Source organism: Streptomyces seoulensis, from assembly GCF_022846655.1.
Lineage (GTDB): Bacteria > Actinomycetota > Actinomycetes > Streptomycetales > Streptomycetaceae > Streptomyces.
Genome location: NZ_AP025667.1, coordinates 1569480 through 1594579 on the forward strand (window position 1 = coordinate 1569480; position 25100 = coordinate 1594579).

A 25100-nucleotide genomic window follows, 5' to 3' on the forward strand; every position below is an offset into this window, starting at 1 on the left:
TCTGTCCCGGTGGGGCCTCGGGTACCGTTGGCCCTAGCGGGGCTCGACCGGAACTGAGGGATTCATGGGACTCACCATCGGCGTCGACATCGGCGGCACCAAGATCGCGGCCGGCGTGGTCGACGAGGAAGGCAACATCCTCTCGACCTTCAAGGTGCCGACCCCCAGCACGCCCGAGGCCATCGTGGACGCCATCGCCTCGGCCGTGGAGGGCGCGCGTGCCGGACACGACATCGTCGGCGTGGGCATCGGTGCGGCCGGCTATGTGAACCGGCAGCGCTCGACCGTGTACTTCGCGCCCAACATCGACTGGCGCCAGGAGCCGCTCAAGGAGAAGGTCGAGGCCCGCGTGGGTCTCCCGGTCGTCGTCGAGAACGACGCCAACGCGGCCGCCTGGGGCGAGTACAAGTTCGGCGCGGGCAAGGGCCACCGCAACGTCATCTGCATCACGCTCGGCACGGGCCTGGGCGGCGGCATCATCATCGGCAACAAGCTGCGCCGGGGTCACTTCGGCGTGGCCGCCGAGTTCGGCCACATCCGGATGGTCCCGGACGGCCTGCTGTGCGGCTGCGGCTCGCAGGGCTGCTGGGAGCAGTACGCCTCCGGCCGCGCCCTGGTCCGCTACGCCAAGCAGCGCGCCAACGCCACCCCGGAGAACGCCGACATCCTGCTCGGCCTCGGCGACGGCACCCCCGACGGCATCGAGGGCAAGCACATCTCGGTGGCCGCCCGCCAGGGCGACCCGGTGGCCGTGGACTCCTACCGTGAGCTGGCCCGCTGGGCGGGCGCCGGCCTCGCGGACCTGGCCTCGCTGTTCGACCCGTCCGCGTTCATCGTGGGCGGCGGCCTCTCGGACGAGGGCGAGCTGGTCCTCGACCCGATCCGCAAGTCCTACAAGCGCTGGCTGGTCGGCGGCAACTGGCGCCCGGTGGCCGACGTCATCGCGGCCCAGCTCGGCAACAAGGCCGGCCTGGTCGGCGCGGCGGACCTGGCCCGGGAGCCCGACCCGGTGATGTAGACCGGGTGAGTGCACCGACTCAGGGGCGCGGGGAACGATCCCCGCGCCCCGAGTAGGTTGATCACATGCCAACCCCGTTCCCCAACTCCCAGACGGAGTCAGACGGTTCCGCGGTCATCCGAGCCCTCAGCTACAACGTCCGCTCGCTGAGGGACGACCCGGAAGCCCTGGCAAGGATCATCGACGCCTGCGCCCCCGACGTACTCCTCCTCCAGGAAGCCCCCCGCTTCTTCCGCTGGCGCAAGAAGCTGGCCCGCCTGGCCAAGGCCACGAACCTGGTCTATCTCACCGGCGGAGCCCCGGCCGCGGGGCCGGCCGTCCTCTGCTCCCTGCGGGCCACGGTCGAGCACACCGAGGACGTCCTGCTTCCGCTGACACCGGGCCGGCACCGACGGGGCCTCGCCACCGCGGTCGTCCGCTTCGGCAGGGCCCGGCTGGGCCTCGTGAGCTGTCATCTCGGCCTCGAGCAGGCCGAGCGCCAAGCCCAGAGCGGCCTGCTCCTCGACCGCCTCGGCGCGCTGGGCGTGGAGCACGCGGTGGTCGGCGGCGACCTGAACGAGGGTCCGGCGGGCCCCGCCTTCACCCTGCTCGCCGACGCCCTCCAGGACGGCGCGGCCGTGGCGCCCTGGGGCGGTACGGACACCTTCCCGGCCACGGGCCCCGCCCGCCGTATCGACGCGGTCCTCGCCACCGAGGGCATCGAGGTGCTCGCCTGCGGGGTGCCCACCGACCTGCCCGGCGTCACCGGGAGCGACCTGAGGGCGGCCACGGACCACCTTCCGGTCCTGGCCGCCCTCAGAATCCCGGCGGGCGAGTAGCCACGCTCAGACGACGGCCCCCCGGCCGGGGTCGTCGTCGCCGTCGTCGTCCGTGCGCATCCGCGTCACCAGGGTGACGAAGCCGCCGAGGAAGCCGCCGATGGCGAGCGTCGCCAGCCACCAGGTCATCTCCCAGCCCAGCAGCACGGCGAGCAGCAGCAGGATCGGGCCGCCGACCACCCCGAGCCAGGCGAACTTGGCGGTGGTGTCGGCGACGGGCAGCGGCGGGGGCTCGGGCGGTACGAAGTGACCCTCGCCGTCGTCGTCCCCGGCGTCCTCGTCGTCGGGCTCGGCCGGCGAGTGGTCGCGCGGGCCGACACCGGGCGCGAAGACGACCGAGCTGCCCAGCGGCCGTACGGGCGCCGCCTTCTCCGCGCTGTCCTCGGCGGCCTCGGCGGCCTCGTCCTCGTCCTCGTCCTCCTCGTCCGGCTCGACGTCCTTCTCCGGCAGGGCGAGGTCCACGATGGACCGGAAGGGCCGGGAGCCGGGCGGGTCCGGCGGCTCGTCGCCGTACCCCGCGACGATGGCCCGCCAGGCGGCGTCCTCGTCGAAGGGCGTACCCGGCTCGTCCGGGTCGCGGCCCTCGCGGTCGGAGTCGTGCTCAGCCAACGGGGGCCGTCCCTTCCTTGCCGACACGGGGCGCGAGCCGGTCGATGAAGGCGAGGCTCTCCTCGACGATCCGGTCCGCGTCATGGTCCAACGTCGCTACGTGGTAACTCTGTTCCAGCACGCTCTCGGTTACGTCCGTGGAGGACACTCGGCTCAGCACCCGCGCCGAGTCGGCCGCCGGGACCACGTGGTCCACGGCACTGCGCAGCAGCAGCAACGGCTGCGTGACCTGCGGAAGCTCACCGTCCACCACGCGCAGGAACTGCCGCAGGGAGTGCGCCGCGTGCAGCGGGACCCGGTCGTAGCCCAGCTCGGTCGTGGCGCCCTTGGCGATGTCGCTGGCGATGCCCTTGGTGGAGGGCACCAGATGCCGGACCACCGGAAGGGCGTGCGCGGCGAGGCCGTGCACCCGGTTCGCCGGGTTGACGACGACCACCCCGGCGACCCGCTCGCCGTGCCTGGCCGCCAGCCGCAGCGCCAGCGCGCCGCCCATCGACAGACCCGCGACGAACACCCGCTCGCAGCGCTCGGAGAGCTGCCACAGCTCGCGGTCGACTCGCGCGTACCAGTCCTGCCAGCCGGTGGCCCGCAGGTCCTCCCAGCGGGTGCCGTGACCGGGCAGCAGGGGGAGCGACACCGACAGGCCGTGCGCGGCGAGGTGTTCCGCCCACGGGCGCAGCGACTGGGGCGAGCCGGTGAAGCCGTGACAGAGGAGGACACCCACCTCCCCGCCGTCGTGGCGGTACGGCTCGGCTCCGGGAAGGACCGGCACCTTTGGGGCTCCTGTTCCGGTATGTGAGGTGAAGAAATGGCGGATGTGCTTCACCGTACGCGACCGCATCGCCACCGACCAGGGTCGTCGGCGCCATTGGCGGCGGTCCGGGTTAAGGTCTGTTCGACGGAAACGGGAGGCACGCGGGTGTTGTACGGCACGATGAAGGTTGCCATCGGGGGGCCGCTGAAGGTCGCCTTCAGACCCTGGGTCGAGGGACTGGAGAACATCCCGGCCGAGGGGCCCGCCATCCTGGCGAGCAATCACCTGTCCTTCTCGGACTCGTTCTTCCTGCCCACGATGCTCGACCGCAAGGTCACCTTCATCGCCAAGGCGGAGTACTTCACCACCCCCGGAGTCAAGGGACGGCTGACGGCCGCCTTCTTCAAGGGTGTGGGACAGCTTCCGGTCGACCGCTCCGGCGCGCGCGGCGCGGGCGAGGCCGCGATCAAGAGCGGCATCGAGGTGCTGGAGCGCGGTGAGCTGTTCGGCATCTACCCCGAGGGCACCCGCTCGCCCGACGGCCGCCTCTACCGGGGCAAGCCCGGCGGTCTGGCCCGCGTGGCGCTGGCCACCGGGGCGCCGGTCATCCCGGTGGCGATGATCGACACCGAGAAGATCCAGCCGCCCGGCAAGGTGATGCCGAAGCTGATGCGGCCCGGCATCCGGATCGGCAAGCCGCTGGACTTCAGCCGCTACCACGGCATGGACCACGACCGGTTCGTGCTGAGGGCGGTGACCGACGAGGTCATGTACGAGATCATGAAGCTCTCCGGCCAGGAGTACGTCGACATCTACGCCACCGCCGCCAAGCGGCAGATGACGGAGGCGGCGAAGGCGGCGAAGGAAGCGGAGAAGGCCGGGAAGGAAGCGGAGAAGGCGGAGCAGGCCGGGGGCTGACGCGCCCGGCCCGGGGGAGGCGGGGGCGGCCATGGCCAGGGGCGGGCAAGTTCTGCGGATGTCGGTCGAGCTGCCGCTGTGGCGCGCGCTCACCGGCTACCGCGTCCTGACGATGCTGTACGCCATCGGCCTGGGCGCCACCGCCTACGGCCACTTCGTCCGCCCGTGGCTGGCCCTCGCCTACTACGCCCTCATGGTGGTCTGGACGCTGGCCACCGTGACCCGGGTGACCAGTGCGGCCCGCTGCACCCGGAGCTTCCTCGCGGCCGACCTGGCCGTGGCCGTGCTCGGCATCCTGCTCACCCCGCTCGCCGACGACCCGCACCGGATCGCCGACGGCGGTCCGACCCTGCCGTCGATCTGGACGGCGGGCGCGGTGCTGGCCTTCGCCCTCAAGGGCGGCTGGCGCTGGGCGGCCGGCGCCTCCACCGCGGTCGCCGCGGCCAACCTGGTCGAGCGGGGCGCCCCGGCACGGGACACCGTGCACAACGTGATCCTGGTCTGGGTCGCCGCCATCGCCATCGGCTACGTCGTCGAGGTCGCCCGCGCCTCCGAGCGCACCCTCGCCCGTGCCCTGGAGATCGAGGCCGCCACCCGTGAACGGGAGCGCCTGGCGCGGGACATCCACGACGGCGTGCTCCAGGTGCTGGCCATGGTGCAGCGGCGCGGCGTGGTCATCGGCGGCGAGGCGGCCGAGCTGGGACGGCTCGCCGGTGAGCAGGAGGTCGCCCTGCGCACCCTGGTCGCCGGCGGCGTGCTCCCCGCCGCCCGCTCCTCGGCCGGCCCGGCGCCGGACGACGACGGCCCGCTCGACCTGCGCTCCCTGCTCGCCCCGTACGCCGGGTCCCGCGTGAGCCTGGCGGAGCCCGGCGCCCCCGTACCGCTCGCGCCGGACGTGGCGCGGGAGTTGGCGGCCGCCGTGGGGGCCGCGCTGGACAACGTGCGCCGGCACGCGGGCGACGGAGCCCGCGCCTGGATCCTGGTCGAGGACGAGCCCGACGAGATCGTCGTCACCGTCCGCGACGACGGTCCCGGCATCCCGGAGGGCAGGCTCGCCCGCGCCGAGGGCGAGGGCAGGCTCGGGGTGGCCCAGTCGATCCGGGGACGGCTGCGTGACCTCGGCGGCAGCGCGGAGGTGATCTCCGTGCCCGGACAGGGCACCGAGGTCGAGTTGAAGGTACCGAAGAGCGCCCGGGAGGCGCGGGGGAAGGCGGAACGGCGATGACCGAGCAGGAGCCGATCAAGGTGATGGTGGTCGACGACCACCCCATGTGGCGCGACGCGGTCGCCCGCGACCTGGCCGAGTCCGGGCTGCGGGTCGTCGCCACCGCGGGCGACGGCGAGCAGGCGGTGCGCCGCGCCAAGGCCGCCGACCCCGACGTGCTGGTGCTCGACCTCAACCTGCCGGCCAAGCCCGGTGTGCAGGTGTGCAAGGAACTCATCGCGCACGACCCGGGCCTGCGTGTCCTGGTGCTCTCCGCCAGCGGCGAGCACGCAGACGTGCTGGAGGCCGTGAAGTCGGGTGCCACCGGCTATCTGCTGAAGTCGGCGTCCACCGGCGAACTGCTGGACGCGGTGCGCCGTACCGCCGTCGGCGACCCGGTGTTCACACCGGGCCTCGCCGGACTCGTCCTCGGCGAGTACCGGCGGCTGGCCGCCGAGCCCGCGCCCGCCTCGGACGCCGGAGCACCGGGCGCGCCCCGGCTCACCGACCGGGAGACCGAGGTGCTGCGGCTGGTCGCCAAGGGGCTGAGCTACAAGCAGATCGCCGAACGCCTGGTCATCTCGCACCGCACCGTCCAGAACCACGTCCAGAACACCCTCGGCAAGCTCCAGCTCCACAACCGGGTGGAACTGGTGCGGTACGCGATCGAGCGGGGCCTGGACGACGACTGACCCGTACTCCGGGTTCAAACCCCCGGCCCGGTGATTCACCGGATTCGCCCCTCCCACCTCGTTGTGTGACCAGTATCACCATTACGGTGGCTGGGTCGGGAACCGCGGCGAAGGGACGGACCATGCGCGTGGGAGTACTGACCGGTGGCGGCGACTGTCCGGGCCTCAACGCCGTCATCCGGGCCGTCGTCCGCAAGGGCGTGCAGGAGTACGGCTACGACTTCACCGGCTTCCGGGACGGCTGGCGCGGCCCCCTCGAGGGCCGCACCGTCCCGCTGGACGTCCCCGCCGTGCGCGGCATCCTCCCGCGCGGCGGCACCATCCTCGGCTCCTCGCGCACCAACCCCCTCAAGGCCGAGGACGGGGTGCGCCGGGTCCGGGAGAACCTCGCCGAACAGGGCGTCGACGCGCTCATCGCCATCGGCGGCGAGGACACCCTCGGCGTCGCCGCCACGCTCTACGAGGAGCACGGGGTGCCCTGCGTGGGCGTGCCCAAGACCATCGACAACGACCTGTCCGGCACCGACTACACCTTCGGCTTCGACACGGCCGTCAACATCGCCACCGAGGCCATCGACCGGCTGCACACCACCGCCGAGTCCCACATGCGGGTGCTGGTCTGCGAGGTGATGGGCCGGCACGCGGGCTGGATCGCGCTGCACTCCGGGCTCGCCGGGGGCGCCAACGTCATCCTCATCCCCGAGCACCGCTTCGACCTCGACCAGGTGTGCGCCTGGATCACCTCGCGCTTCGAGGCGGCGTACGCCCCGATCGTCGTCGTCGCCGAGGGCGCGATGCCCAGCGAGGGCGAGATGGTGCTCAAGGACGAGTCGCACGACTCCTTCGGGCACGTGCGGCTGTCCGGGGTGGGGGAGTGGCTGGCCAAGCAGATCGAGCAGCGCACCGGCAAGGAGGCCCGCACCACCGTGCTCGGGCACGTCCAGCGCGGCGGCACCCCGAGCGCCTTCGACCGCTGGCTCGCCACCCGCTTCGGACTGCACGCCATCGACTGCGTCCACGACGGCGACTTCGGCAAGATGGTCGCCCTGCACGGCACCCGCATCGAGCGCATCCCGATCTCCGAGGCGACCGCCGAGCTGAAGACGGTCGACCCGGAGCTGTACGCGGAGGCCGGGGTGTTCTTCGGCTGACCTCCTACGAGCCGGTGCGCGCCGTCAGCAGGCCGGATACCAACTCCCGCACCACATCGGCACCGTTGACGGTCAGCACCGACTCGGGGTGGAACTGCACCGAGGCGAACCGGCCGGAGCGCAGCGCGTGCACCTCGCCGTCCTCCGTGCGGCTCACCTCCACGCCGTGCGCGGCCAGCTCCCGCGCGGCCTCGTCGTCGCAGCGGGCCACGAAGCTGTTGTAGAAACCGACCGTCTCCGCCCGCCCGAACAGGTCGATCACGGTCTGCGCCCCTTGGTACGGCACCCGCTTGCGGACGATGTCCAGCCCCAGTTCCGCCGCGATCAGCTCGTGCCCGAGGCACACCCCGAGCACCCCGTGCCGGTGCTCGCGCAGCACGGTGGCCGCGAGCTCCCGCAGGACCCGCATCTTCGGGTCGGCCGCGTCGGAGGGGTCACCGGGGCCGGGACCCAGCACCACCGGGCCCTGGTGCGTTCGTACCGCCTCCATGAGCCCCGGCTCGTCGAAGCGCCGTACGGTCACCTCCAGGCCGCCCGAGCGCAGCACGTGCGCCAGCATCGCGGTGAAGGTGTCCTCGCCGTCGACGACCAGCGCGTGCGCGCCCAGCGGGGCGGCCGGCTCCCGCATCCGCAGCCAGAACGGCGCCAGCGCCGACCGGCGCCCGTCCAGCGCGGCCCGCACCCTCGGGTCGTCCGCCAGCCGGGGCCGCTCCCGCTCCTCGCGGGGCCGGGCGGGCCGCACCCCGAGCGCGGCCAGCACGCCCGCCGCCTTCGCGTGGGTCTCCGCCACCTCACCGGCCGGGTCCGAGCCGCGTACCAGCGTCGCGCCGACCGGCACCTTCAGGTGTCCGTCGGCGGCGATGTCGGCGGTGCGGATCAGGATGGGGGAGTCCAGGGTCCGGGCGCCCCCGGCGTCCCGGCCGAGCAGGGCGAGCGCGCCCGCGTAGTAGCCGCGCCCGGTGGGCTCGTAGCGCTCGATCACCCGGCAGGCGTTCTGAACCGGGGAGCCGGTGACGGTCGCCGCGAACATGGTCTCGCGCAGCACGTCCCGCACGTCGAGGGAGGTCTTCCCGCGCAGCTCGTACTCGGTGTGCGCGAGGTGCGCCATCTCCTTCAGCCGGGGGCCGACGACCACGCCGCCCCGGTCGCCGACGGTGCACATCATCTTCAGTTCCTCGTCGACGACCATGGAGAGCTCCTCGGTCTCCTTGGCGTCGGCGAGGAAGTCCAGCAGGTGCTCCGGGGTCGGGCCCCCGGCCGGATACCGGTAGGTCCCGCTGATCGGGTTCATCACCACCGTCCCGCCGGACATCCGCACGTGCACCTCCGGGCTCGCCCCGACCAGCGTCCGGTCCCCGGTGTGCACGACGAAGGTCCAGTACGCGCCCCGCTCGCCCGCCAGCAGCCGCCGGAACAGCGCCAGCGCGTCGGCCCGCGAGAAGCCGGGGATCTCGCCCTGGTAGGTCCGCCGGATCACGAAGTTGGCGCCCTCGCCCCGCCCGATCTCCTCGCGCAGCACCCGGCCGACGATCTCCCCGTACTCCTCGTCGGGCACGTCGAAGCCGCCGTCCTCGACCCGCACCGGGTGCGCCGGCAGAGTGTCCAGCGCCCGTGCGAGCGGGACCTCGTAGGACTCCTCGGGGTGCAGCACCAGCAGCGGGGTGCCGTCGTCGCGTACGTCGAAGCCGCGCTCGCGGATCTGGCGGAACGGGATCAGCGCCAGGCCCTCGTCGGGCAGGCCGGCCAGCTCCTCGTGGGCGCTGACCGGACCGAGCAGCACCTCCACCGAGGAGGCGTCCCGGCCGGGGGTGCGGCGATGCAGCAGGGCGAAGGGGCGGCTACCGTCGGCGAGACGGGCCAGGTCGGTGGTGTCGGTCGGGTTCATGAACGTCCTCTTGCGTCGGTCCCGGAAGCGGGACGGCGGACGCCGGTCGAGGAAACGACCCCGGAAAACACCGAAGGCCGCCCTCGGGCGGCCTTCGCGTAGGTCTTGGGATACGCGCAGTCAGCGGGCCGCCGGAGGAGCGGTCCACCACCAGTTCTGAGTCGTCTGCGCGAACATGGCAACGACTCTAACCCATCGTCCGGGCCCCGCGCGGCGAAAAGCGTCCACGTGGCAGTCACGCCGTCTCATCCTTCGAGCCGGATCGGGAGCACCCGTTGCGACCCCGTAATGTTTAGAGGGTGACCGTGAACGCTGATTCCCGAGCCGTGGCCGCCGAGGCGACCTGGCGAGACCTGCCCGCGGCGCAGCAGCCCGAATACCCGGATACCGAGGCTCTGCGCGAAGTGATCGCGGAGCTTTCGACCTATCCGCCGCTCGTCTTCGCGGGCGAGTGCGACCAGTTGCGCGCCCGTATGGCAGCCGTTGCCAAGGGAGAGGCGTTCCTGCTCCAGGGCGGCGACTGCGCCGAGTCCTTCGACGGCGTGAGTGCCGAGCACATCCGGGCCAAGGTCAAGACGATCCTGCAGATGGGCGCCGTGCTGACGTACGCCGCGTCCGTCCCGGTGGTCAAGGTCGGCCGGATCGCGGGCCAGTACTCCAAGCCGCGCTCCAAGCCCACCGAGACCCGTGACGGCGTGACCCTGCCGGTGTACCGGGGCGACTCCGTCAACGGCTTCGACTTCACCGAGAAGAGCCGCTACCCGGACCCCGAGCGGCTGAAGCGGATGTACAACGCCTCCGCCTCCACGCTGAACCTGGTGCGCGCCTTCACCACCGGTGGCTACGCCGACCTGCGCCAGGTGCACGCCTGGAACCAGGACTTCGTGAAGTCCTCGCCCTCCGGCCAGCGCTACGAGCAGCTCGCCCGCGAGATCGACCAGGCGCTGAACTTCATGCGGGCCTGCGGCGCCGAGCCGGAGGAGTTCAAGACCGTCGAGTTCTACTCCTCGCACGAGGCGCTGCTGCTGGACTACGAGTCCGCGCTGACCCGCGTCGACTCCCGCACCGGCAAGCTGTACGACGTCTCCGGGCACATGGTGTGGATCGGTGAGCGCACCCGGCAGATGGACGGCGCGCACATCGAGTTCGCGTCCAAGATCCGCAACCCGATCGGCATCAAGCTCGGCCCGACCACCACGGCCGAGGACGCGCTGCGCTACATCGACCGCCTCGACCCCGACCGGGAGCCGGGCCGGCTGACCTTCATCGTCCGCATGGGCGCCGACAAGATCCGCGACCGGCTGCCCGAGCTGGTGGAGAAGGTCACGGCGTCCGGCGCGACGGTGGCCTGGGTGACCGACCCGATGCACGGCAACACCTTCGAGGCGGCGTCCGGGCACAAGACCCGGCGCTTCGACGACGTGCTGGACGAGGTCAAGGGCTTCTTCGAGGTCCACAAGGGCCTGGGCACCCACCCCGGCGGCATCCACGTGGAGCTGACCGGCGACGACGTCACCGAGTGCGTGGGCGGCGGCGACGAGATCTTCGTCGACGACCTGCACCAGCGCTACGAGACGGCCTGCGACCCCCGGCTCAACCGCAGCCAGTCGCTGGACCTGGCGTTCCTGGTCGCCGAGATGTACCGGGACCAGTGAGGGCGAAACGGCCCGGAGCGTGAAGTAGGGCGCGGATCACACGAGATCCGCGCCCTTCCGCTTTCCCATCGGCCGACCGCCGGGTTAGGTTAGGTTTGCCTCACCGAAATCCGGCGATGGCGGCGACACGGCGATCTCGTCGGGAGGTGGACCGGGTGTTCGTCTGCAGTTGCTTCGGCATCACCGAGCAGCAGGTCAAGCAGCACGCCCAGGACGGCGCCTGCACCCCGCGCCAGATCGCCTCCGCCTGCAAGGCCGGCACCGACTGCGGCGGTTGTGTCCGCCGCATCCAGGCCCTGCTGGGCCGGGGCGCCTGCCCGCGCCGCGACCAGATCGCGCAGCGGCCGCCGGTGCTGGTCACCTCCGCCGCCGAGGCGCCCGTACGCCGGCTCGGTGACGCGGCCTGACGGTCCGCCTCAGCCCGCGACGTCGGGCTGGACCTGCTCGATCACCGTCGAGAGGTAGAGCGACTCGCCCAGCTTCTCGATCAGGTCGAGCTGGGTCTCCAGGTAGTCGATGTGGTGCTCCTCGTCGGCGAGGATCGCCTCGAAGACGTTCGCCGAGGTGATGTCACCCTTGGCGCGCATGATCTCCACGCCCCGGCGCAGCCGGTCGATGGCCTCGACCTCGATCTGCCGGTCCGCCCGGAACATCTCGGTCACCGTCTGGCCGACCGAGACATGGAAGAGCCGCTGGTAGTTGGGCAGGCCGTCCAGCATCAGGATGCGGTCGGTCAGGGCCTCCGCGTGCCGCATCTCGTCGAAGGACTCCGCCCTCGTGTACTTGGCGAGCTTCGTCCACCCCTTGTGGTCCTGGAGCTTGGCGTGCAGGAAGTACTGGTTGATCGCGGTGAGCTCGGCGGTGAGCTGTTCGTTGAGCAGCTCGATGACCTCGGGGTCGCCTGACATCGGGATGGACTCCTTCCGGGCATTCCTGGCTGATGCTGCCGCATGATCCCATCGGCACCCCAGGCAGTCCAGTAAGTGCATGCTTAGTGGTCAATGCCGGAATTGTCGCGTGCTGGTCGGATGCACCCCGCCGGGTCTGTCAGGATGGAGGCATGGGTCATCCGGTGGAGCGCGCGTCTGGAACGGGGGCAGGGGCAGAGCTACCGCCGGGGCAGCGGCTCCAGCGCGGCTGGCCGGTCACGCACTACGGACCCGTGCCCAAGTTCCGCCCCGAGCGCTGGGACTTCCGGGTCTTCGGCGCCACCGCCGACGGCGACAAGCGGTCCTGGACCCACGAGGAGTTCACCGCCCTGCCGTACGCCACCGTCGTGGCCGATCTGCACTGCGTGACGAAGTTCAGCATGCTCGGCGCGGAGTGGGGCGGCGTGCCCGCCCGCGCGATCCTCGACCTGGCGCCGCCCGCGCCCGGCGTCACGCATGTGATGGTGTGGGCCGAGTACGGCTTCAGCGCCAATCTGCGGCTGGCCGACTTCGCCGGTGACGGCACGATCTTCGCCATCCACAAGGACGGCGAACTCCTCACCGCCGAACACGGCTTCCCGGCCCGCCTGATCGTGCCCCACCTGTACGCCTGGAAGGGCCCCAAGTGGGTCCGGGGCGTGGAGTACATGACCGCCGACCGCAGGGGCTTCTGGGAGCAGCGCGGCTACCACAACGTCGGCGACCCCTGGAAGGAACAGCGCTACTCCTACCAGGAGGAGCCGGGCGACGGCCCGGAGCTGTAGCCCCGGCCGTCCCCACGCCGCTGCCGCGGCCTAGCCGTCCCTGAGCCGCTTGAGCCGGGCCACGTCCGCCGCGTGGCCCTCCTTGCCGCCGGGGGTCTCGATGACCAGCGGGACGCCCGCCGTGGCCGGGTGGGCCATCAGGGCACGGAACGGGTCCTCGCCGATGTGGCCGGAGCCGATGTTCTCGTGGCGGTCCTTGTGCGCGCCCACCACGTCCTTGGAGTCGTTGGCGTGGATCAGCTTCAGCCGTCCCTCGCCCACGGTGTCCACCAGCAGGTCGAGGGTCTGCCGCATGCCGTCCGGGCCGGTCAGATCGTGCCCGGCCGCGTAGATGTGGCAGGTGTCCAGGCAGACGCCGAGCTTCGGGTGGGAGTCCAGCGCCTCGAAGTACGGGCCGAAGTCCCAGGTCCGCGAGCACAGTGAGGAACCCTGCCCGGCCGTCGACTCCAGCAGCAGGAACGGGTCGTCGTCGCAGGTCAGCTCGTCCAGCAGCGGCAGCAGGTGCTCGCGTACCTGCCGCAGCGCCACCTCGCGCGGGCGCCCGCCGGTCGCGCTGCCGGTGTGCACGACCACGCCGAGCGCGCCGATCTCCCGCCCGCGCCGCAGGGAGTGCCGCAGCGACTCCACCGACCGCTCCACCGTCGCCTCGGTGTGCGAGCCGAAGTTGATGAGATAGGGCGCGTGCACATAGGCCGGGACCGACTCCGCCGCGCACGCCGCCCGGAACGCCTCGTCCTGGGCCGGGTTCCCGGCCGGCGTGGCCCAGCCGCGCGGGTTGGCCACGAAGACCTGCACGGTCTCCGCCTTCAGCTCACGGGCGTACGGCAGTCCCGTCGTGTGCAGTCCGCCGGCCACCGGCACATGCGCGCCGACGGGGTTGCGGAGGGAACCGGGGACGGTCGGGGGCGCGGCGGAGGACGGCTGGAGTGTCACCCGTTCAGGGTGTCACGCCGCCCGCCGCCCCCTGACCGGGAGCGGCGGTGAGACCGGTCACCGGATGGTGATCGTGATCTCGGCCCCCTTGGGCGCCGAGTCGCCGCCCTTGACCGACTGCTTCTTCACCTTGTCGCCGAACAGCCCCAGCAGCCCGCGGTCCTCGTGGACCGTGAACCCGGCCGCCTCCAGCTTCTGGTGCGCCTCGTCCACGCTCGACCCGGTCACGTCCGGGACCTTCACCATCTCCGGGCCCTTGGACAGCGTCAGCGTGACCGTGTCGCCCTCGGCGCCCCGGCCGCCCGCGTCCGGCGACTGGAAGGCGACCTGGCCCTTGTCGTAGTCGGAGTTCACGCGCTCGCCGGAGATCTTCACCTTGAGACCGGCCTCGGTCAGGTCCTGGCGCGCGGTCTCCACGTCCTCGCCGCTGACGTCGGGGATGTCGACGGGGGCGCCCTTGCTGACGACCAGCGCGACCGCCGAACCGGCGTGCAGATCGCTGCCCGCCTCCGGCGTCGTACCGATCACCGAGCCCCGGCCGACCTCGTCGCTGAACTCGCGCGTGACCATGCCCGGCTCCAGACCCGCCGACTTCAGCCGCGCCCGCGCCCGCTCCAGCGGCTCGCCCGCCACCCTGGGCACCGCGACCGTGCGCGGGCCGAGGGAGATCGTCAGCCCCACCGAGGCGTTGCCCCGCACGCGGGAGCCGGCCGACGGGTCGGAGCTGATGACCGTGCCCCGGTCCACGGTGTCGCTGTAGGCGCGCTTCACCTTGCCCACGTCGAGACCGGCCGACTTCAGCCGCTGCTCGGCCTGGTCCTGGGTGCGCGACAGCACCGGGGGCACCTTGGTGAACTGGCCCGAGTTGATGTACCAGACCCCGCCGCCGACGCCGAGGAACACCAGCACCGCCAGCAGCAGCGTCAGCGGTCCGCGCCGGGGCCGGACCCCACCGCGCCGGGACGGCGGCGCAGGGGACTCCAGCCGGGTGGTGTGCAGCACGCTCGTGACGTCGCGGCCGTCCTCCCCGTCGCCGTCGACCGGCAGCGGCCGGACCATCGTCAGCGCGCGCGGGAGCACGCTCGTACGGTCGTCGCCGTTGTCGTGGGCGGTCGACAGCGCCTGCGGCGGCTCCGCGTCCAACTGCTCCTCGGTGAGCGAGCCCCGGACCCGCAGCACCTCGCCGAGCAGCGCGGCCGCGTCCGCGGGTCGCAGTGCCGGGGTGCGGGCGGTCGCGGCGGCGACCAGCTCGTCCAGCTCGTAGGCCAGCCCCGGCACCAGAGCCGAGGGCGGGGGCACGTCGTCGTGCAGGTGCTTGTAGATGACCTGGGCGGGGGAGTCGCCGGAGTGCGGCTTGGCGCCGGTCAGGATCTCGTAGAGCACGACACCGCAGGCGTAGACGTCCACGCGCGGGTCGGCGGTGCCCTGCTCGATCTGCTCCGGGGCCAGATAGGACACCGTGCCGAGGACCGAGCCCGTGGTGCTGGTGACCGTGTCCACCGAGCGCACCAGACCGAAGTCGGCGACCTTCACCCGGCCGTCGTCCCCGATCAGCACGTTCTCCGGCTTCATGTCCCGGTGCACGAACCCCGCCCGGTGGGCCGCGCCCAGCGCGGCGAGCACCGGCTCCAGGATGTCCAGGGCGGCCCTCGGACGCAGCGCGCCCCGCTCGCGCAGCACGTCCCGCAGGGTGCACCCGGCGACGTACTCCATCGCCAGATAGACGTACCCCCCGTCGGTGCCCTGGTCGAAGACCTGCACCACGTTGGGGTGGGAGAGCCGGGCGACCGACTTGGCCTCGCGGATGAACCGGTCCACGAAACCGCCGTCGGCGGCCAGGGCCGGATGCATCACCTTGAGCGCCAGGACCCGGTCCAGCCGGATGTCCAGAGCCCGGTAGACGGTCGCCATCCCGCCGACGGCGATCCGCGCCTCGACGCGATAGCGGCCGTCGAGCACCTGGCCGAGGAGGGGGTCCGAAAGGGTCGTATCCACGCGGGCGAGTCTACGAGGGGTGAGCGGGGGCGGCGCCCGCTGCGCCGTCCGGGTGAGCGGCTGCAGCAGAGCTGTGACCGTCCCGAGAGGTGAACGCGGGGCGCTCGGGATCGAGGTCCGCGCGCCCCTCGGCGGGTGAGGACGCCCGCGCGAAATGGCGGCGCGGGATGCGTCCGGCCAGCCGCGCCAGGTGCCCGGCGCGCACGGCGTGCCGCATGGCCGTGGCCATCGTCTCGGGGTCCTGCGCACGTGTGACGGCCGAGGCGAGCATCACACCGGCGCACCCCAGCTCCATCGCCAGCGCCACGTCGGACGCCGTCCCGGCACCGGCGTCCAGGATGACCGGGACGTACGACTGCTCCATGATCAGCTCGAAGTTGTGCGGGTTGCGGATGCCGAGTCCCGAGCCGATCGGGGAGCCCAGCGGCATCACGGCCGCGCACCCCACGTCCTGGAGCCTGCGGGCGAGCACCGGGTCGTCGTTGGTGTACGGCAGCACGGTGAAGCCGTCGTCGACCAGCGTCTCGGCCGCGTCCAGCGTCTCCACCGGGTCCGGCAGCAGCGTCCGCTCGTCGGCCACGACCTCCAGCTTCACCAGGTCGGTGCCGAGCGCCTCGCGGGCCAGCCGGGCGGTCAGCACCGCCTCCCCGGCGGTGAAGCAGCCCGCGGTGTTGGGCAGGACGCGGATGCCGAGCTTCTCCAGCACCGACAGCACCGAGCCGTGCGCACCGGGGTCCACCCGGCGCATCGCCACCGTGGTCAGCTCCGTGCCGGACGCGATCAGCGAGCGCTCCAGCACGTCCAGGCTGGGCGCCCCGCCGGTACCCATGATCAGCCGGGACTCAAGGGTCAGGTCGCCGAGGACCAGGGGATCGACGCTCATGGTCAGCCTCCCTGCACGGCGGTGAGGACCTCGACCCGGTCGCCCTCGGCGAGGCCGGTCTCGGCCCACCGGGTGCGCGGGACCACGGTCTCGTTGACGGCGGCGGCCACCCCGGAGGGTGCCGGGGTCAGGACGCGTACGACGGCGTCCAGGGCGGTGCCCGGCGCCACCTCGCGGCGCTCGCCGTTGACGGAGATGTTCATGCGGAGTGCTCCAGGTTCGGGGTGGGGGCGGCAGCGAAGCGGCGTGGCGAGAACGGGCGTGCCACCTCGGGCACCCCCGCACCGCACAGCACGTCCGCCATGACGTCCCCGGTGACGGGCGTGAGCAGCACGCCGTTGCGGTGGTGCCCGGTGGCCATCAGCAGGCCGTCGAGGCCGGAGGGGCCGAGCAGCGGGGCGTTGTCGGGGGAGCCGGGGCGCAGTCCGGCCAGGGTCTCGGTGAGCGGCAGCTCGGTGATGCCCGGCACCAGCTCATGGGCGTCGCGCAGCAGCTCGTACACCCCGCCCGCCGTCACCGTGGTGTCGAAGCCCAGCTCCTCGCTGGTCGCGCCGATCACCAGCTCGCCGTTCTCGCGCGGCACCAGGTACACCGGCCCGCCGCGCACCACGGCCCGCACGGTACGGCTGAGGAACGGCCGGTACCGGGGCGGCACCGTCAGCCGCAGCACCTGCCCCTTCACCGGGCGCACCGGCGGTACGAGCGCCTCGGGCACGCCCTCCAGCCGTCCGCTGAGGCTGCCGCCCGCCAGCACCACCTGCCCGGCGGCGAGCGTGGTGCCGTCCGCCGTCGTGATCCCGGTGGCCCGGTCGCCGGCCGTGTCGAGCCGGGCGGCCCAGGACCGGTGGAAGGCCACCCCGGCCCTTTCGCAGGCGTCGAGCAGCGCGGCCGCCAGCCGCCGGGGGTCGATCTGGTGGTCGCCGTCGGCCCGCAGCCCGCCGCGCACACCGGGCGCCAGCATCGGCTCCAGCCGTCGGCACTCCCGCCCGGACAGCCACTCGGAGTCCAGCCCGCAGCGGAGCTGGAGTCCGTGCACCTCGCGCAACTGGGCACGGTCGTCGGTGTCGAAGGCGACGGCGAGGGTGCCCGAGCGGCGGTAGCCCAGGTCGTGGCCGGTGGCCTCGGCCAGCTCGGCGGCGAACTCCGGATAGCGGCGCGCGGAGGCCAGGTTGAGGGCGAGCAGCCCCTCCTCGCCGTGGTGCAGCTCGGTGACCGCGGCCAGCATCCCGGCCGCGACCCGCGCGGCCCCGCCACCGGGTTCGGGGTCCACGACGGCGGCGGTCAGCCCCCGCCCGGCCGCGCGCCAGGCGGTGACCAGGCCGATGATCCCGCCTCCCACGACGAGGACGTCCGGGGCACCGGACGGTTCGGACGTACGTGACGGCATGGGCGTCTCGCCCCTCCCTTCGCCGGCATGACCCGGATCAGGTTCGTACGGTCGGAGGCCGCAAGCCTCCCTCTCAGCCCGGTACGTCCGGGCTCCCGCGAGTGCAGTTACGGTGGCCAGCCTAGCCGCCCGCCCAGCTCACCCACAGGGAGCCCGCCCATGCCCCGCTCGCTCGACGGAATCACCCTGGCCCCCGTGGCGGACCAGGCGCCGGGCCAGGTGGGCACCGGCACCCGGTTCGCCTACCACGAGCGGGACGGGCAGGTCTGGGCCGAGTACGCGGGCGGCGACATCGTCCGCGGCCACCTGGTCGGCACCCGCTCCGGGGACCGGCTGGACTTCCGGTACGTGCAGCTCCGGCACGACGGCACCACCGCCTGTGGGCACTGCGTGTCCACGGTCGTGGGGCTGCCGGACGGGCGGCTGCGGCTGGAGGAGGAGTGGGAGTGGGAGTCCGGGCCGGGCGCCGGGACCAGCGTGGTCGAAGAGGTCGCCGGCCTCACGAACCGACCGGCGGGCACTGACTGACGGGCCGTCACGGGACTTAAGGTGATCGAGTGAGCGAGCAGACGCCCCCGGAGGGCACGGCACAGGAACGGCGCGTGGTCGTCGTCGGCGCGGGCATGGCCGGGGTGCAGACCGCGGTCGCCTTGCGCGAACAGGGCTTCACCGGGCCCGTCACCCTGATCGGCGCGGAGCCGCACCAGCCCTACGACCGGCCACCGCTGTCCAAGGCGGTCCTCCTCGGCACCGCCGAGGGCTCCGCCTTCGACGTGGACTTCGACTCGCTCGACATCGACCTCCGGCTCGGCTGCGAGGCGCTCGGCGTGCGTCCCGCCGACCACGAACTGGACACCGCCGCGGGACCCGTCCCGTACGACGTGCTGGTCCTGGCCACCGGTGCCGAACCGGTGCGGCTGCCCGGCACCGACGAGACGCCCGGTGTGCACCTGCTGCGCACCCTGGACGACGCCGAGCGGCTGCGCCCGGTGCTCGCCCGGCAGCACGACGTCGTGGTCGTCGGCGCGGGCTGGATCGGCGCCGAGTTCGCCACCGCCGCCCGCGAGGCGGGCTGCGCGGTGACCGTCGTCGAGGCCGCCGACCGCCCGCTGGCCGGCGCCCTGCCCGCCGAGGTCGCCGCCCCCATGACCGCCTGGTACGCCGACGCCGGAGTCTCCCTGCGCACCGGCGTGCGCGTGGCGGCCGTCGAGCCCGGCGCGGTGGTGCTGGACGACGGCTCGCGGCTGCCTTCCGGCGCCGTCGTGGTCGGCATCGGCGCCCACCCCGCCACCGGCTGGCTGGCCGGCTCCGGCATCGCCCTCGGCGCCCACGGCGACGTCCTGGCCGACGACCGGCTGCGCACCTCGGCGAAGGACGTGTACGCGGTCGGGGACTGCACCTCCTTCCCCTCGGCCCGCTACGCCGAGCGGCTGCTCGTCCACCACTGGGACAACGCCCTCCAGGGCCCCCGCACGGTCGCCGCGGACATCCTGGGCGAGGGCGCGGCGCCCTACGACCCGGTGCCGTACTTCTGGTCCGAGCAGTTCGGGCGGTTCGTGCAGTACGCGGGCCACCACGTGGCGGCCGACCGCACGGTGTGGCGCGGCGACCCGGCCGATCCCGCGTGGACCGTGTGCTGGCTGCGCGAGGACCGCCTGGTCGCCCTGCTGGCGGTGGGCCGCCCACGCGATCTCGCCCAGGGAAAGCGGCTGATCGAGGCGGGCCGGCGCATGGACGCCGACGCCCTGACCGACCCCGCGCTCCCGCTGAAGCAGGCCGTCGCGGAGTAGCGCGGGCACCCCGCGCCACGTGGCCCGACTACCGGCTGTCGGTGGGGGATGGCAGGCTAGATGTCGTGACCGAGATTGACACCAAGATCGACGCTCTTGTCCCCGCCTGGCTCACCCTCCCCGACATCGCCGAAATGCTCGATGTCGAGGTGACGCGTGTACGGCAGTTGGTCAAGGAGGGCCAGATCATCGCCGTACGCCGCGGCGAGAACCGCGCACTGCACGTCCCCGCCGCCTTCATCGACGAGGACAAGGTCGTCAAGGGCCTCACCGGAACCCTGACGCTCCTGCGGGACAACGGGTTCACGGACGAAGAGATGATCGAATGGCTCTTCACCCCCGACGCCTCCCTGCCCGGCACGCCCGCGCAGGCCCTCAGTGAGAACCGCGGCACGGAGGTGAAGCGCCGGGCCCAGGCGCTGGCCGTCTGACCCACCGCGCCGAGGGACGGCGCACCGGCCCCGGCCGGGCGCCGTCCGCACGCACCGCACGCCCGCACACCGATCACCGGGGGACCCACCGCATGCCCGACACCGCCCGCGCCCGCCTCGCCGACGCCCGGCTCTACCTCTGCACGGACGCCCGCAGGGAGCAGGGCGACCTCGCCGAGTTCCTGGACGCGGTCCTGGCCGGCGGTGTGGACATCGTCCAGTTGCGCGACAAGGGCATGGAGGCCGCCGAGGAGCTGGCCCACCTGGAGGTCTTCGCCGACGCCTGCGCCCGCCACGGCAAGCTGCTCGCGGTCAACGACCGGGCCGACGTCGCCCACGCCGCCGGAGCCGACGTGCTCCACCTCGGCCAGGGCGACCTGCCGGTGCCCGCCGCCCGCGCGATCCTCGGCGACGGGGTCCTGACCGGCCGCTCCACCCACTCCGAGGCGGAGGCCGCCGCGGCCGCCGTCCAGGACGGCGTGGACTACTTCTGCACCGGCCCCTGCTGGCCCACCCCCACCAAGCCCGGCCGTCACGCCCCCGGCCTCGACCTGGTCCGGTACACCGCGGGCCTGGGGACCGAGCGCCCCTGGTTCGCCATCGGCGGCATCGACCTGGCCAACCTCGACCAGGTGCTCGAAGCGGGCGCCCGCCGGGCGGTCGTGGTCCGCGCGCTCACCGGGGCCGACGATCCGGGCGCCGCCGCGGCCGAGTTCGCCAAGCGGCTCCGCGAGGTCTGAAGCGACGGGATCCGGCGCCCCGCTGTCCCAAGGGGTGGACAGACGCCCGGCAATTCGGCCAAATCGCCGGTGCCCGGTTGGGCAGCCGCCCACCCGTGGCTAACCTGCGGGTATGGCCCTCGGAACCGCATCCACCAGGACTGATCGCGCCCGGACCGTCCGGGACATCCTCGCCACCGGCAAGACGGCGTACTCCTTCGAGTTCTACGCGCCGAAAACCCCGCAGGGCGAGCGCAACCTGTGGAACGCGCTGCGCAGGGTCGAGGCGGTCGCCCCCGACTTCGTCTCCGTCACCTACGGCGCGGGCGGCTCCACCCGTGCCACCACGGTCAAGGAGACCCAGCAGATCGTCGTCGACACGACGCTCACCCCGGTCGCCCACCTCACCGCCGTCGACCACTCGGTGGCCGAACTGCGCAACATCATCGGCCAGTACGCGGACGCCGGCATCCGCAACATGCTCGCCGTGCGCGGCGACCCGCCCGGCGACCCGATGGGCGACTGGGTCGCGCACCCCGAGGGGCTGACCTACGCGGCCGAACTGGTGCGCCTCATCAAGGAGTCGGGAGACTTCTGCGTGGGCGTCGCCGCCTTCCCGGAGATGCATCCGCGCTCCGCCGACTGGGACGCCGACGTCTCCCACTTCGTCGACAAGTGCCGTGCGGGCGCCGACTACGCCATCACGCAGATGTTCTTCCAGCCCGAGTCGTACCTGCGCCTGCGCGACCGGGTCGCGGCCGCGGGTTGCGAAACCCCTGTCATTCCGGAGATCCTGCCGGTCACCAGCGTGAAGATGCTGGAGAGACTGCCGAAGCTGAGCAACGCCCTTTTCCCGCCCGAGCTGAAAGACCGCATCCTCTCGGCGAAGGACGATCCGGCGGCGGTACGCTCCCTGGGAATCGACTTCGCGACGGAGTTCTGCGCTCGGCTGCTCGCCGAGGGAGTGCCCGGACTGCACTTCATCACGCTCAACAACTCCACGGCGACGCTGGAAATCTACGAGAACCTGGGCCTGCACCACCCCCCGCGGGCCTAGACCGGCCGCACCGCGATACGACACACTGCGTAACGGTCACTGGGAGAGGGGCGTACATGGGCTGGACGGTCCTCTACATCGCGTTCGGCATCGTCGCGCTGTGGTTGCTGGGCGAGGTGCTGCTGCAGTACAAGGCACGGCTGCGCTGGCGGCTGCTCGCCTTCACCGGGTTCCTCGGTGTGGTGGTCGGCGTGCTGATGCCGTCGGTCGTCGTCATCGGCCTGGGCGCCATCGCCTTCGCCGTCGGCCAGACCTACGTCACGCTGTCCTTCCGCAAGGGCTTCGCCGCGGGCTGGGCCGTCAAGCGACCCGACGACGAGGAAGCCGGCCCCGTCACCAGGCGCCGCCGCGGCCGCGCCGAGCGCCAGGACCCGGTCCTCGGCGCCCCCGGCCCGGACGAGGGCCCCGACCTCGGCCAGGACCACCCCGGCCCCGCGACCGCGGCCTACGCCACCGACGGCTACGACCACGACGACGCCTACGACCGCGACGACGTTTTCACCCCGGTCCGCCCCGCCGACCCCACCGCGGCCGAGACCACGTCCGTCTACGAGCCCCAGCCGATGCCCGACGACACCGGCACCTACGGCGTCTACGGCGACGGCACCCCCGCGCAGCCCCAGCCCCAGCAGACCGACCAGGCGTACGCCTACGACTACTCGGGCTACGAGCAGCAGAACTACGCCCAGGCGGGCTACGACACCGGCGCCCAGCAGGCGTACCCCGCCTACGCCGACCCGTACGCCACCGCCCAGGGCTACGAGGGCGGCTACGACAACACCGGCTACACGCAGCAGGGTTACGGCCAGCAGACCTACGGCCAGGACGCCTACGGCACCGGCGGTCAGGGCGAGACCCCGGCGGGCGGGGTGTGGGTGCCGCAGCAGCGCACCGACGAGACCTACAACGGCGAACTCCCGCCGGAGCAGCAGTACCCCTACCAGGGCCAGGCGCAGCAGCAGAACCCCGGCTACGACGAGCAGTACCGCTACTGAGGGCCGCCGCCGCTCACGTCGAGCCGCGGAACCGAGGCCCCTCCACGACGAGTCCGGCCACCATCGCCCCGGACATCCCCGCGTGCGGCAGCCCGCCGCCGGGGTGGGACCAGCCGCCGACCCGGTACAGGCCGGGCAGCCGGGTGGAGTTGGCCGGGTGCAGGAAGCCGCCCTCGCCCGCCGCCAGTGAGGGGGCCGGGACCGCGCCGTGACGGGCGCCCGTCTCGGCGGAGTTGTGGGCGGGGGTGCGCACTTCGTGCCAGAGCAGGCGCTCACGCAGTGCGGGGAGAGCCGCACCGGCCGCGTCGAGCAGCAGTTCCGTGCCGCGCCGGACCGCCTCGGGGTCGTCCTGGTCCAGGCCGGCGGGGAGCGTGGCCCAGACCACCGCCGCCTCGTGTCCGTCGTCCGGCCGCGACGCCGGGTCGTCCGGACGCAGCACGGTCACCGTGGGTACCGGCAGGCGATCGCCGCCCGGACTCGCCAGGAAGTCCAACTCTGCCTCCGCGTCCGGGGCGTGGACGATCGTGCGGTGCGGGGCACCCGCCTCCCGGGCGCCCTCCAGGGCGAGCAGCACGGTGAGCCGGGCGGCGCCCCGCACGCCGGGGCGCACATCTCCCGCGTCCTCCAGCCGATGATCCGTCAGCGCGCCCAGCAGCGCCGGGTCCACGTCGGCGACCACATGGTCGGCGTCCGCCACCGTGCCGTCGGCCAGCTCCACGCCCGCCGCGCGGCCGTCCTTCACCACGATCCCGGTGACCTCGGCGCCGAAGACGAACTCCACCCGGCGCAGCACACAGCGCTCGTACACCGCGCGGGCCAGCTCCCGGATGCCGCCGCGCACGTACCAGGTGCCGAAGGCGTGCTCCAGGTAGGGCAGGACGGCCGCGCTCGCCGGGGTGGTGCGCGGGTCCAGGCCGTGGGCGAGGGCGTGGCTGGTCAGCAGGGCCTCCAGCCGGCCGTCGCGCAGCTCCCAGCGGGCGACCTCGGCCAGGGTGGTGGCCCGGCGGGTGCGCAGCAGCCGCTTGTGCGGGACGGCCGGATAGGGCTCACGCTCCGCCAGCACCTGCCAGTCGGGCCACAGCGGCTCCTCCAGCAGGGGACGCCGGGTGCGGTCCCAGGTCTCGCGGGCCCGCACCAGGAAGTCGCCCCAGCGGTGCCCGACCCCGGCGCCCAGCGCCTCGTCCAGCGCCGAGACGACGCCCGCGCGCGAGGCGTTGGGTACGGCGACCTCGGTGCCGTCCGCGAAGACGTGCCGGGCGGAGGGGTCGACCTGGACCAGCTCGACCAGGTCCTCCAGCGGCTCCTTGCCGGTCTTCACGAACAGGTCCCGCCAGACCGCGGGCAGCGGCAGCAGACCGGGACCGGTGTCGAAGGCGAACCCGTCCCGCTCGAAGCGGCGCACCGCCCCGCCGTACGTGTCCGTCCGCTCGTACACCGTCACCCGGTGGCCCGCGACGGCCAGCCGGGCGGCCGCCGCCAGCGCGCCCATCCCGGCGCCGATCACCGCAATCCGTGCCATGACCGCGACTTTACCGACCGCCACCGACAGTGACCGAGCCTGGGCCCGGGAGCGGGTGGCCTGAGTATCCGTACCTATCCGCGCAGATGAGTAGCCGCGCGGATGGGCCGGGGGCCGCCCGGACGGGAGAGTGGAGACACGGCCAGGGGGCGCGGCCCGGCACCGCCGACACGGGGCGGCGGAACGGTCCCGCCCGCCGGCCGCTCCTTCCGCCGACCAGTCGGCGGAAGCGAGACACGGGGCCCGTGGCCGGACGGCCACGGGGGACCGCGGTGGGAACCGTACGGGGGAGCACGGGGGAGCACGAGGGCGCCGGACCGGCTGGACGCGGTCCGGCGCCCTTCGCGCGCTGCCCTCAGCCGCCGCTGACCCGCCCCTGGAGCAGCCGGGACAGCGCGGAGTGGACGTCGTCCAGCGAACGCTCCGCCTGGAACGCCTTCCAGTCCAGCGCGGCCACCAGCACCATGCCGACCAGCGCGGCGGCGGTCAGCGGTACGTCGATCTCGTCGCTGAACTCCCCGGCCGCCACGCCCTCGCGCAGCACCCCCTCCACCACGGCCACGGCCTCCTGGCGGACCACCAGCAGGGTCGACTGCCAGGCACGGTTGGTGCGCCACAGCTCGGCCACGTAGAGCTGGGTGAAGGCCGGGTAGCGGTCGATGAAGACCAGGCCCGCGCGGACCATCGCGTCCAGGGCGTCCACCCCGCCGCCGCCCTCGCGGGCGGTCCGCTCGGCCGCCTCCCGCAGCGAGGCGGTGAGCAGTCCGACCCCGTGCCGCAGCAGCTCCTCGAAGAGCACCGACTTGCTGGCGAAGTTGTAGTAGACGGTGCCCTTGGCCACCCCGGCACGCTCGGCGATCTCGTCCACCGTGGTCGCGGAGAACCCCTGCTCGGCGATGAGGGTGACGGCCGCCTCGTAGAGCTTCTGCCGGGTGGCCTCGCGGCGCGTGCTGCCGCCGGGCGTGGGGCTGGTGCTTTCCATGCACCCGATTCT

Annotated in this window: 26 protein-coding genes, 1 pseudogene and 1 riboswitch; of the genes and pseudogenes, 15 read left to right on the forward strand and 12 right to left on the reverse strand. The window is 73.1% G+C overall.

Annotation, left to right across the window (positions count from 1 at the left end):
- Positions 1-64: 64 nt before the first annotated feature.
- A complete protein-coding gene (locus HEK131_RS07215) occupies positions 65-1018 on the forward strand; it encodes an ROK family glucokinase (RefSeq protein ID WP_161146887.1) in 954 nt (317 codons plus the stop codon).
- A gap of 65 nt (positions 1019-1083) precedes the next feature.
- Positions 1084-1836, forward strand: coding sequence for an endonuclease/exonuclease/phosphatase family protein (locus HEK131_RS07220; protein ID WP_244334131.1), 753 nt, complete (start codon positions 1084-1086; stop codon positions 1834-1836).
- A gap of 6 nt (positions 1837-1842) precedes the next feature.
- Here HEK131_RS07220 and HEK131_RS07225 read toward each other — a convergent pair whose 3' ends face one another.
- Both HEK131_RS07225 and HEK131_RS07230 read right to left on the reverse strand, forming a co-directional pair.
- A complete protein-coding gene (locus tag HEK131_RS07225; protein WP_244334132.1) occupies positions 1843-2445 on the reverse strand; it encodes a hypothetical protein in 603 nt (200 codons plus the stop codon).
- Positions 2438-3217, reverse strand: coding sequence for an alpha/beta hydrolase (locus tag HEK131_RS07230; protein ID WP_244334133.1), 780 nt, complete (start codon positions 3215-3217; stop codon positions 2438-2440). Before HEK131_RS07230 ends, HEK131_RS07225 begins: the two co-directional genes overlap by 8 nt.
- Positions 3218-3364: 147 nt before the next feature.
- Between HEK131_RS07230 and HEK131_RS07235 the strand changes: the two genes are divergently transcribed.
- The 4 genes from HEK131_RS07235 to HEK131_RS07250 all read left to right on the forward strand — a co-directional run bounded on the left by HEK131_RS07235 (position 3365) and on the right by HEK131_RS07250 (position 7164).
- Positions 3365-4117 (forward strand): lysophospholipid acyltransferase family protein, encoded by a 753-nt coding sequence (locus HEK131_RS07235; protein ID WP_217465379.1) that lies wholly within the window; start codon positions 3365-3367, stop codon positions 4115-4117.
- Positions 4118-4148: 31 nt separating this feature from the next.
- The gene (gene macS / locus HEK131_RS07240) at positions 4149-5342 is read left to right on the forward strand and encodes a MacS family sensor histidine kinase (protein WP_244334134.1); all 1194 of its coding nucleotides are present in this window, start codon (positions 4149-4151) and stop codon (positions 5340-5342) included.
- A complete protein-coding gene (locus HEK131_RS07245; protein WP_244334135.1) occupies positions 5339-6013 on the forward strand; it encodes a response regulator in 675 nt (224 codons plus the stop codon). Before macS ends, HEK131_RS07245 begins: the two co-directional genes overlap by 4 nt.
- A 122-nt stretch (positions 6014-6135) precedes the next feature.
- Complete coding sequence (locus HEK131_RS07250) at positions 6136-7164, forward strand: 6-phosphofructokinase (RefSeq protein WP_217465384.1); 1029 nt, start codon at positions 6136-6138, stop codon at positions 7162-7164.
- 4 nt (positions 7165-7168) lie between these two features.
- Here HEK131_RS07250 and HEK131_RS07255 read toward each other — a convergent pair whose 3' ends face one another.
- Both HEK131_RS07255 and HEK131_RS30260 read right to left on the reverse strand, forming a co-directional pair.
- Positions 7169-9049 carry an anthranilate synthase family protein gene (locus HEK131_RS07255; protein WP_244334136.1) on the reverse strand — a complete coding sequence of 627 codons (1881 nt, stop codon included), beginning with the start codon at positions 9047-9049 and terminating at the stop codon, positions 7169-7171.
- A gap of 120 nt (positions 9050-9169) precedes the next feature.
- Positions 9170-9298, reverse strand: coding sequence for a trp operon leader peptide (locus HEK131_RS30260; protein ID WP_432215615.1), 129 nt, complete (start codon positions 9296-9298; stop codon positions 9170-9172).
- A 50-nt stretch (positions 9299-9348) separates the two neighbouring features.
- On the opposite strand from HEK131_RS30260, the gene HEK131_RS07260 reads away from it, so the two are divergent.
- Positions 9349-10704, forward strand: coding sequence for a class II 3-deoxy-7-phosphoheptulonate synthase (locus HEK131_RS07260; protein ID WP_217465387.1), 1356 nt, complete (start codon positions 9349-9351; stop codon positions 10702-10704).
- A 155-nt stretch (positions 10705-10859) separates the two neighbouring features.
- Positions 10860-11111 (forward strand): (2Fe-2S)-binding protein, encoded by a 252-nt coding sequence (locus HEK131_RS07265; protein WP_217465388.1) that lies wholly within the window; start codon positions 10860-10862, stop codon positions 11109-11111.
- 9 nt (positions 11112-11120) lie between these two features.
- Here the strand turns inward: HEK131_RS07265 and bfr are convergent, their stop codons facing one another.
- Complete coding sequence (gene bfr, locus HEK131_RS07270) at positions 11121-11612, reverse strand: bacterioferritin (RefSeq protein WP_161150058.1); 492 nt, start codon at positions 11610-11612, stop codon at positions 11121-11123.
- A gap of 152 nt (positions 11613-11764) precedes the next feature.
- Here bfr and HEK131_RS07275 point away from each other — a divergent pair, with 152 nt between their 5' ends.
- Positions 11765-12397: a sulfite oxidase-like oxidoreductase gene (locus tag HEK131_RS07275; protein ID WP_244334137.1), complete on the forward strand. Its 633-nt coding sequence runs from the start codon at positions 11765-11767 to the stop codon at positions 12395-12397.
- A 30-nt stretch (positions 12398-12427) separates the two neighbouring features.
- Here HEK131_RS07275 and HEK131_RS07280 read toward each other — a convergent pair whose 3' ends face one another.
- From HEK131_RS07280 to thiO, 5 genes and pseudogenes are all read right to left on the reverse strand, one after another.
- A complete protein-coding gene (locus HEK131_RS07280; RefSeq protein WP_217465390.1) occupies positions 12428-13330 on the reverse strand; it encodes a deoxyribonuclease IV in 903 nt (300 codons plus the stop codon).
- Positions 13331-13387: 57 nt separating this feature from the next.
- On the reverse strand, positions 13388-15325 hold the full coding sequence (gene pknB, locus HEK131_RS07285) for a Stk1 family PASTA domain-containing Ser/Thr kinase (RefSeq protein ID WP_244334138.1): 1938 nt from the start codon (positions 15323-15325) through the stop codon (positions 13388-13390).
- A 91-nt stretch (positions 15326-15416) separates the two neighbouring features.
- Positions 15417-16208 (reverse strand): annotated as a pseudogene (locus tag HEK131_RS07290) (thiazole synthase); the annotation flags it as partial.
- Positions 16209-16210: 2 nt separating this feature from the next.
- Positions 16211-16411, reverse strand: a complete 201-nt coding sequence (gene thiS / locus HEK131_RS07295; protein ID WP_030810212.1) for a sulfur carrier protein ThiS — start codon at positions 16409-16411, stop codon at positions 16211-16213.
- Positions 16408-17595 carry a glycine oxidase ThiO gene (thiO, locus tag HEK131_RS07300; RefSeq protein WP_244334139.1) on the reverse strand — a complete coding sequence of 396 codons (1188 nt, stop codon included), beginning with the start codon at positions 17593-17595 and terminating at the stop codon, positions 16408-16410. Before thiO ends, thiS begins: the two co-directional genes overlap by 4 nt.
- Positions 17592-17704: riboswitch (TPP riboswitch) on the reverse strand. Its footprint overlaps the gene before it by 4 nt.
- 50 nt (positions 17705-17754) lie before the next feature.
- On the opposite strand from thiO, the gene HEK131_RS07305 reads away from it, so the two are divergent.
- The 6 genes from HEK131_RS07305 (at position 17755) to HEK131_RS07330 (ending at position 22587) form a co-directional block, all read left to right on the forward strand.
- Positions 17755-18123, forward strand: coding sequence for a hypothetical protein (locus tag HEK131_RS07305; RefSeq protein ID WP_244334140.1), 369 nt, complete (start codon positions 17755-17757; stop codon positions 18121-18123).
- A gap of 29 nt (positions 18124-18152) precedes the next feature.
- Complete coding sequence (locus tag HEK131_RS07310; RefSeq protein WP_432215616.1) at positions 18153-19385, forward strand: NAD(P)/FAD-dependent oxidoreductase; 1233 nt, start codon at positions 18153-18155, stop codon at positions 19383-19385.
- 65 nt (positions 19386-19450) lie between these two features.
- Positions 19451-19816, forward strand: a complete 366-nt coding sequence (locus HEK131_RS07315) for an Rv2175c family DNA-binding protein (RefSeq protein WP_161150065.1) — start codon at positions 19451-19453, stop codon at positions 19814-19816.
- A 92-nt stretch (positions 19817-19908) separates the two neighbouring features.
- Complete coding sequence (gene thiE / locus HEK131_RS07320; RefSeq protein ID WP_217465394.1) at positions 19909-20556, forward strand: thiamine phosphate synthase; 648 nt, start codon at positions 19909-19911, stop codon at positions 20554-20556.
- 112 nt (positions 20557-20668) lie between these two features.
- Positions 20669-21592: a methylenetetrahydrofolate reductase [NAD(P)H] gene (metF, locus tag HEK131_RS07325; RefSeq protein ID WP_217465395.1), complete on the forward strand. Its 924-nt coding sequence runs from the start codon at positions 20669-20671 to the stop codon at positions 21590-21592.
- 56 nt (positions 21593-21648) lie between these two features.
- On the forward strand, positions 21649-22587 hold the full coding sequence (locus tag HEK131_RS07330) for a hypothetical protein (RefSeq protein ID WP_217465396.1): 939 nt from the start codon (positions 21649-21651) through the stop codon (positions 22585-22587).
- Positions 22588-22600: 13 nt separating this feature from the next.
- On the opposite strand, the gene HEK131_RS07335 is transcribed toward HEK131_RS07330, so the two are convergent.
- On the reverse strand, positions 22601-24106 hold the full coding sequence (locus HEK131_RS07335; protein WP_244334141.1) for a phytoene desaturase family protein: 1506 nt from the start codon (positions 24104-24106) through the stop codon (positions 22601-22603).
- A 355-nt stretch (positions 24107-24461) separates the two neighbouring features.
- Positions 24462-25088 (reverse strand): TetR/AcrR family transcriptional regulator, encoded by a 627-nt coding sequence (locus HEK131_RS07340; protein ID WP_217465398.1) that lies wholly within the window; start codon positions 25086-25088, stop codon positions 24462-24464.
- Between the last annotated feature and the right edge of the window lie 12 nt (positions 25089-25100).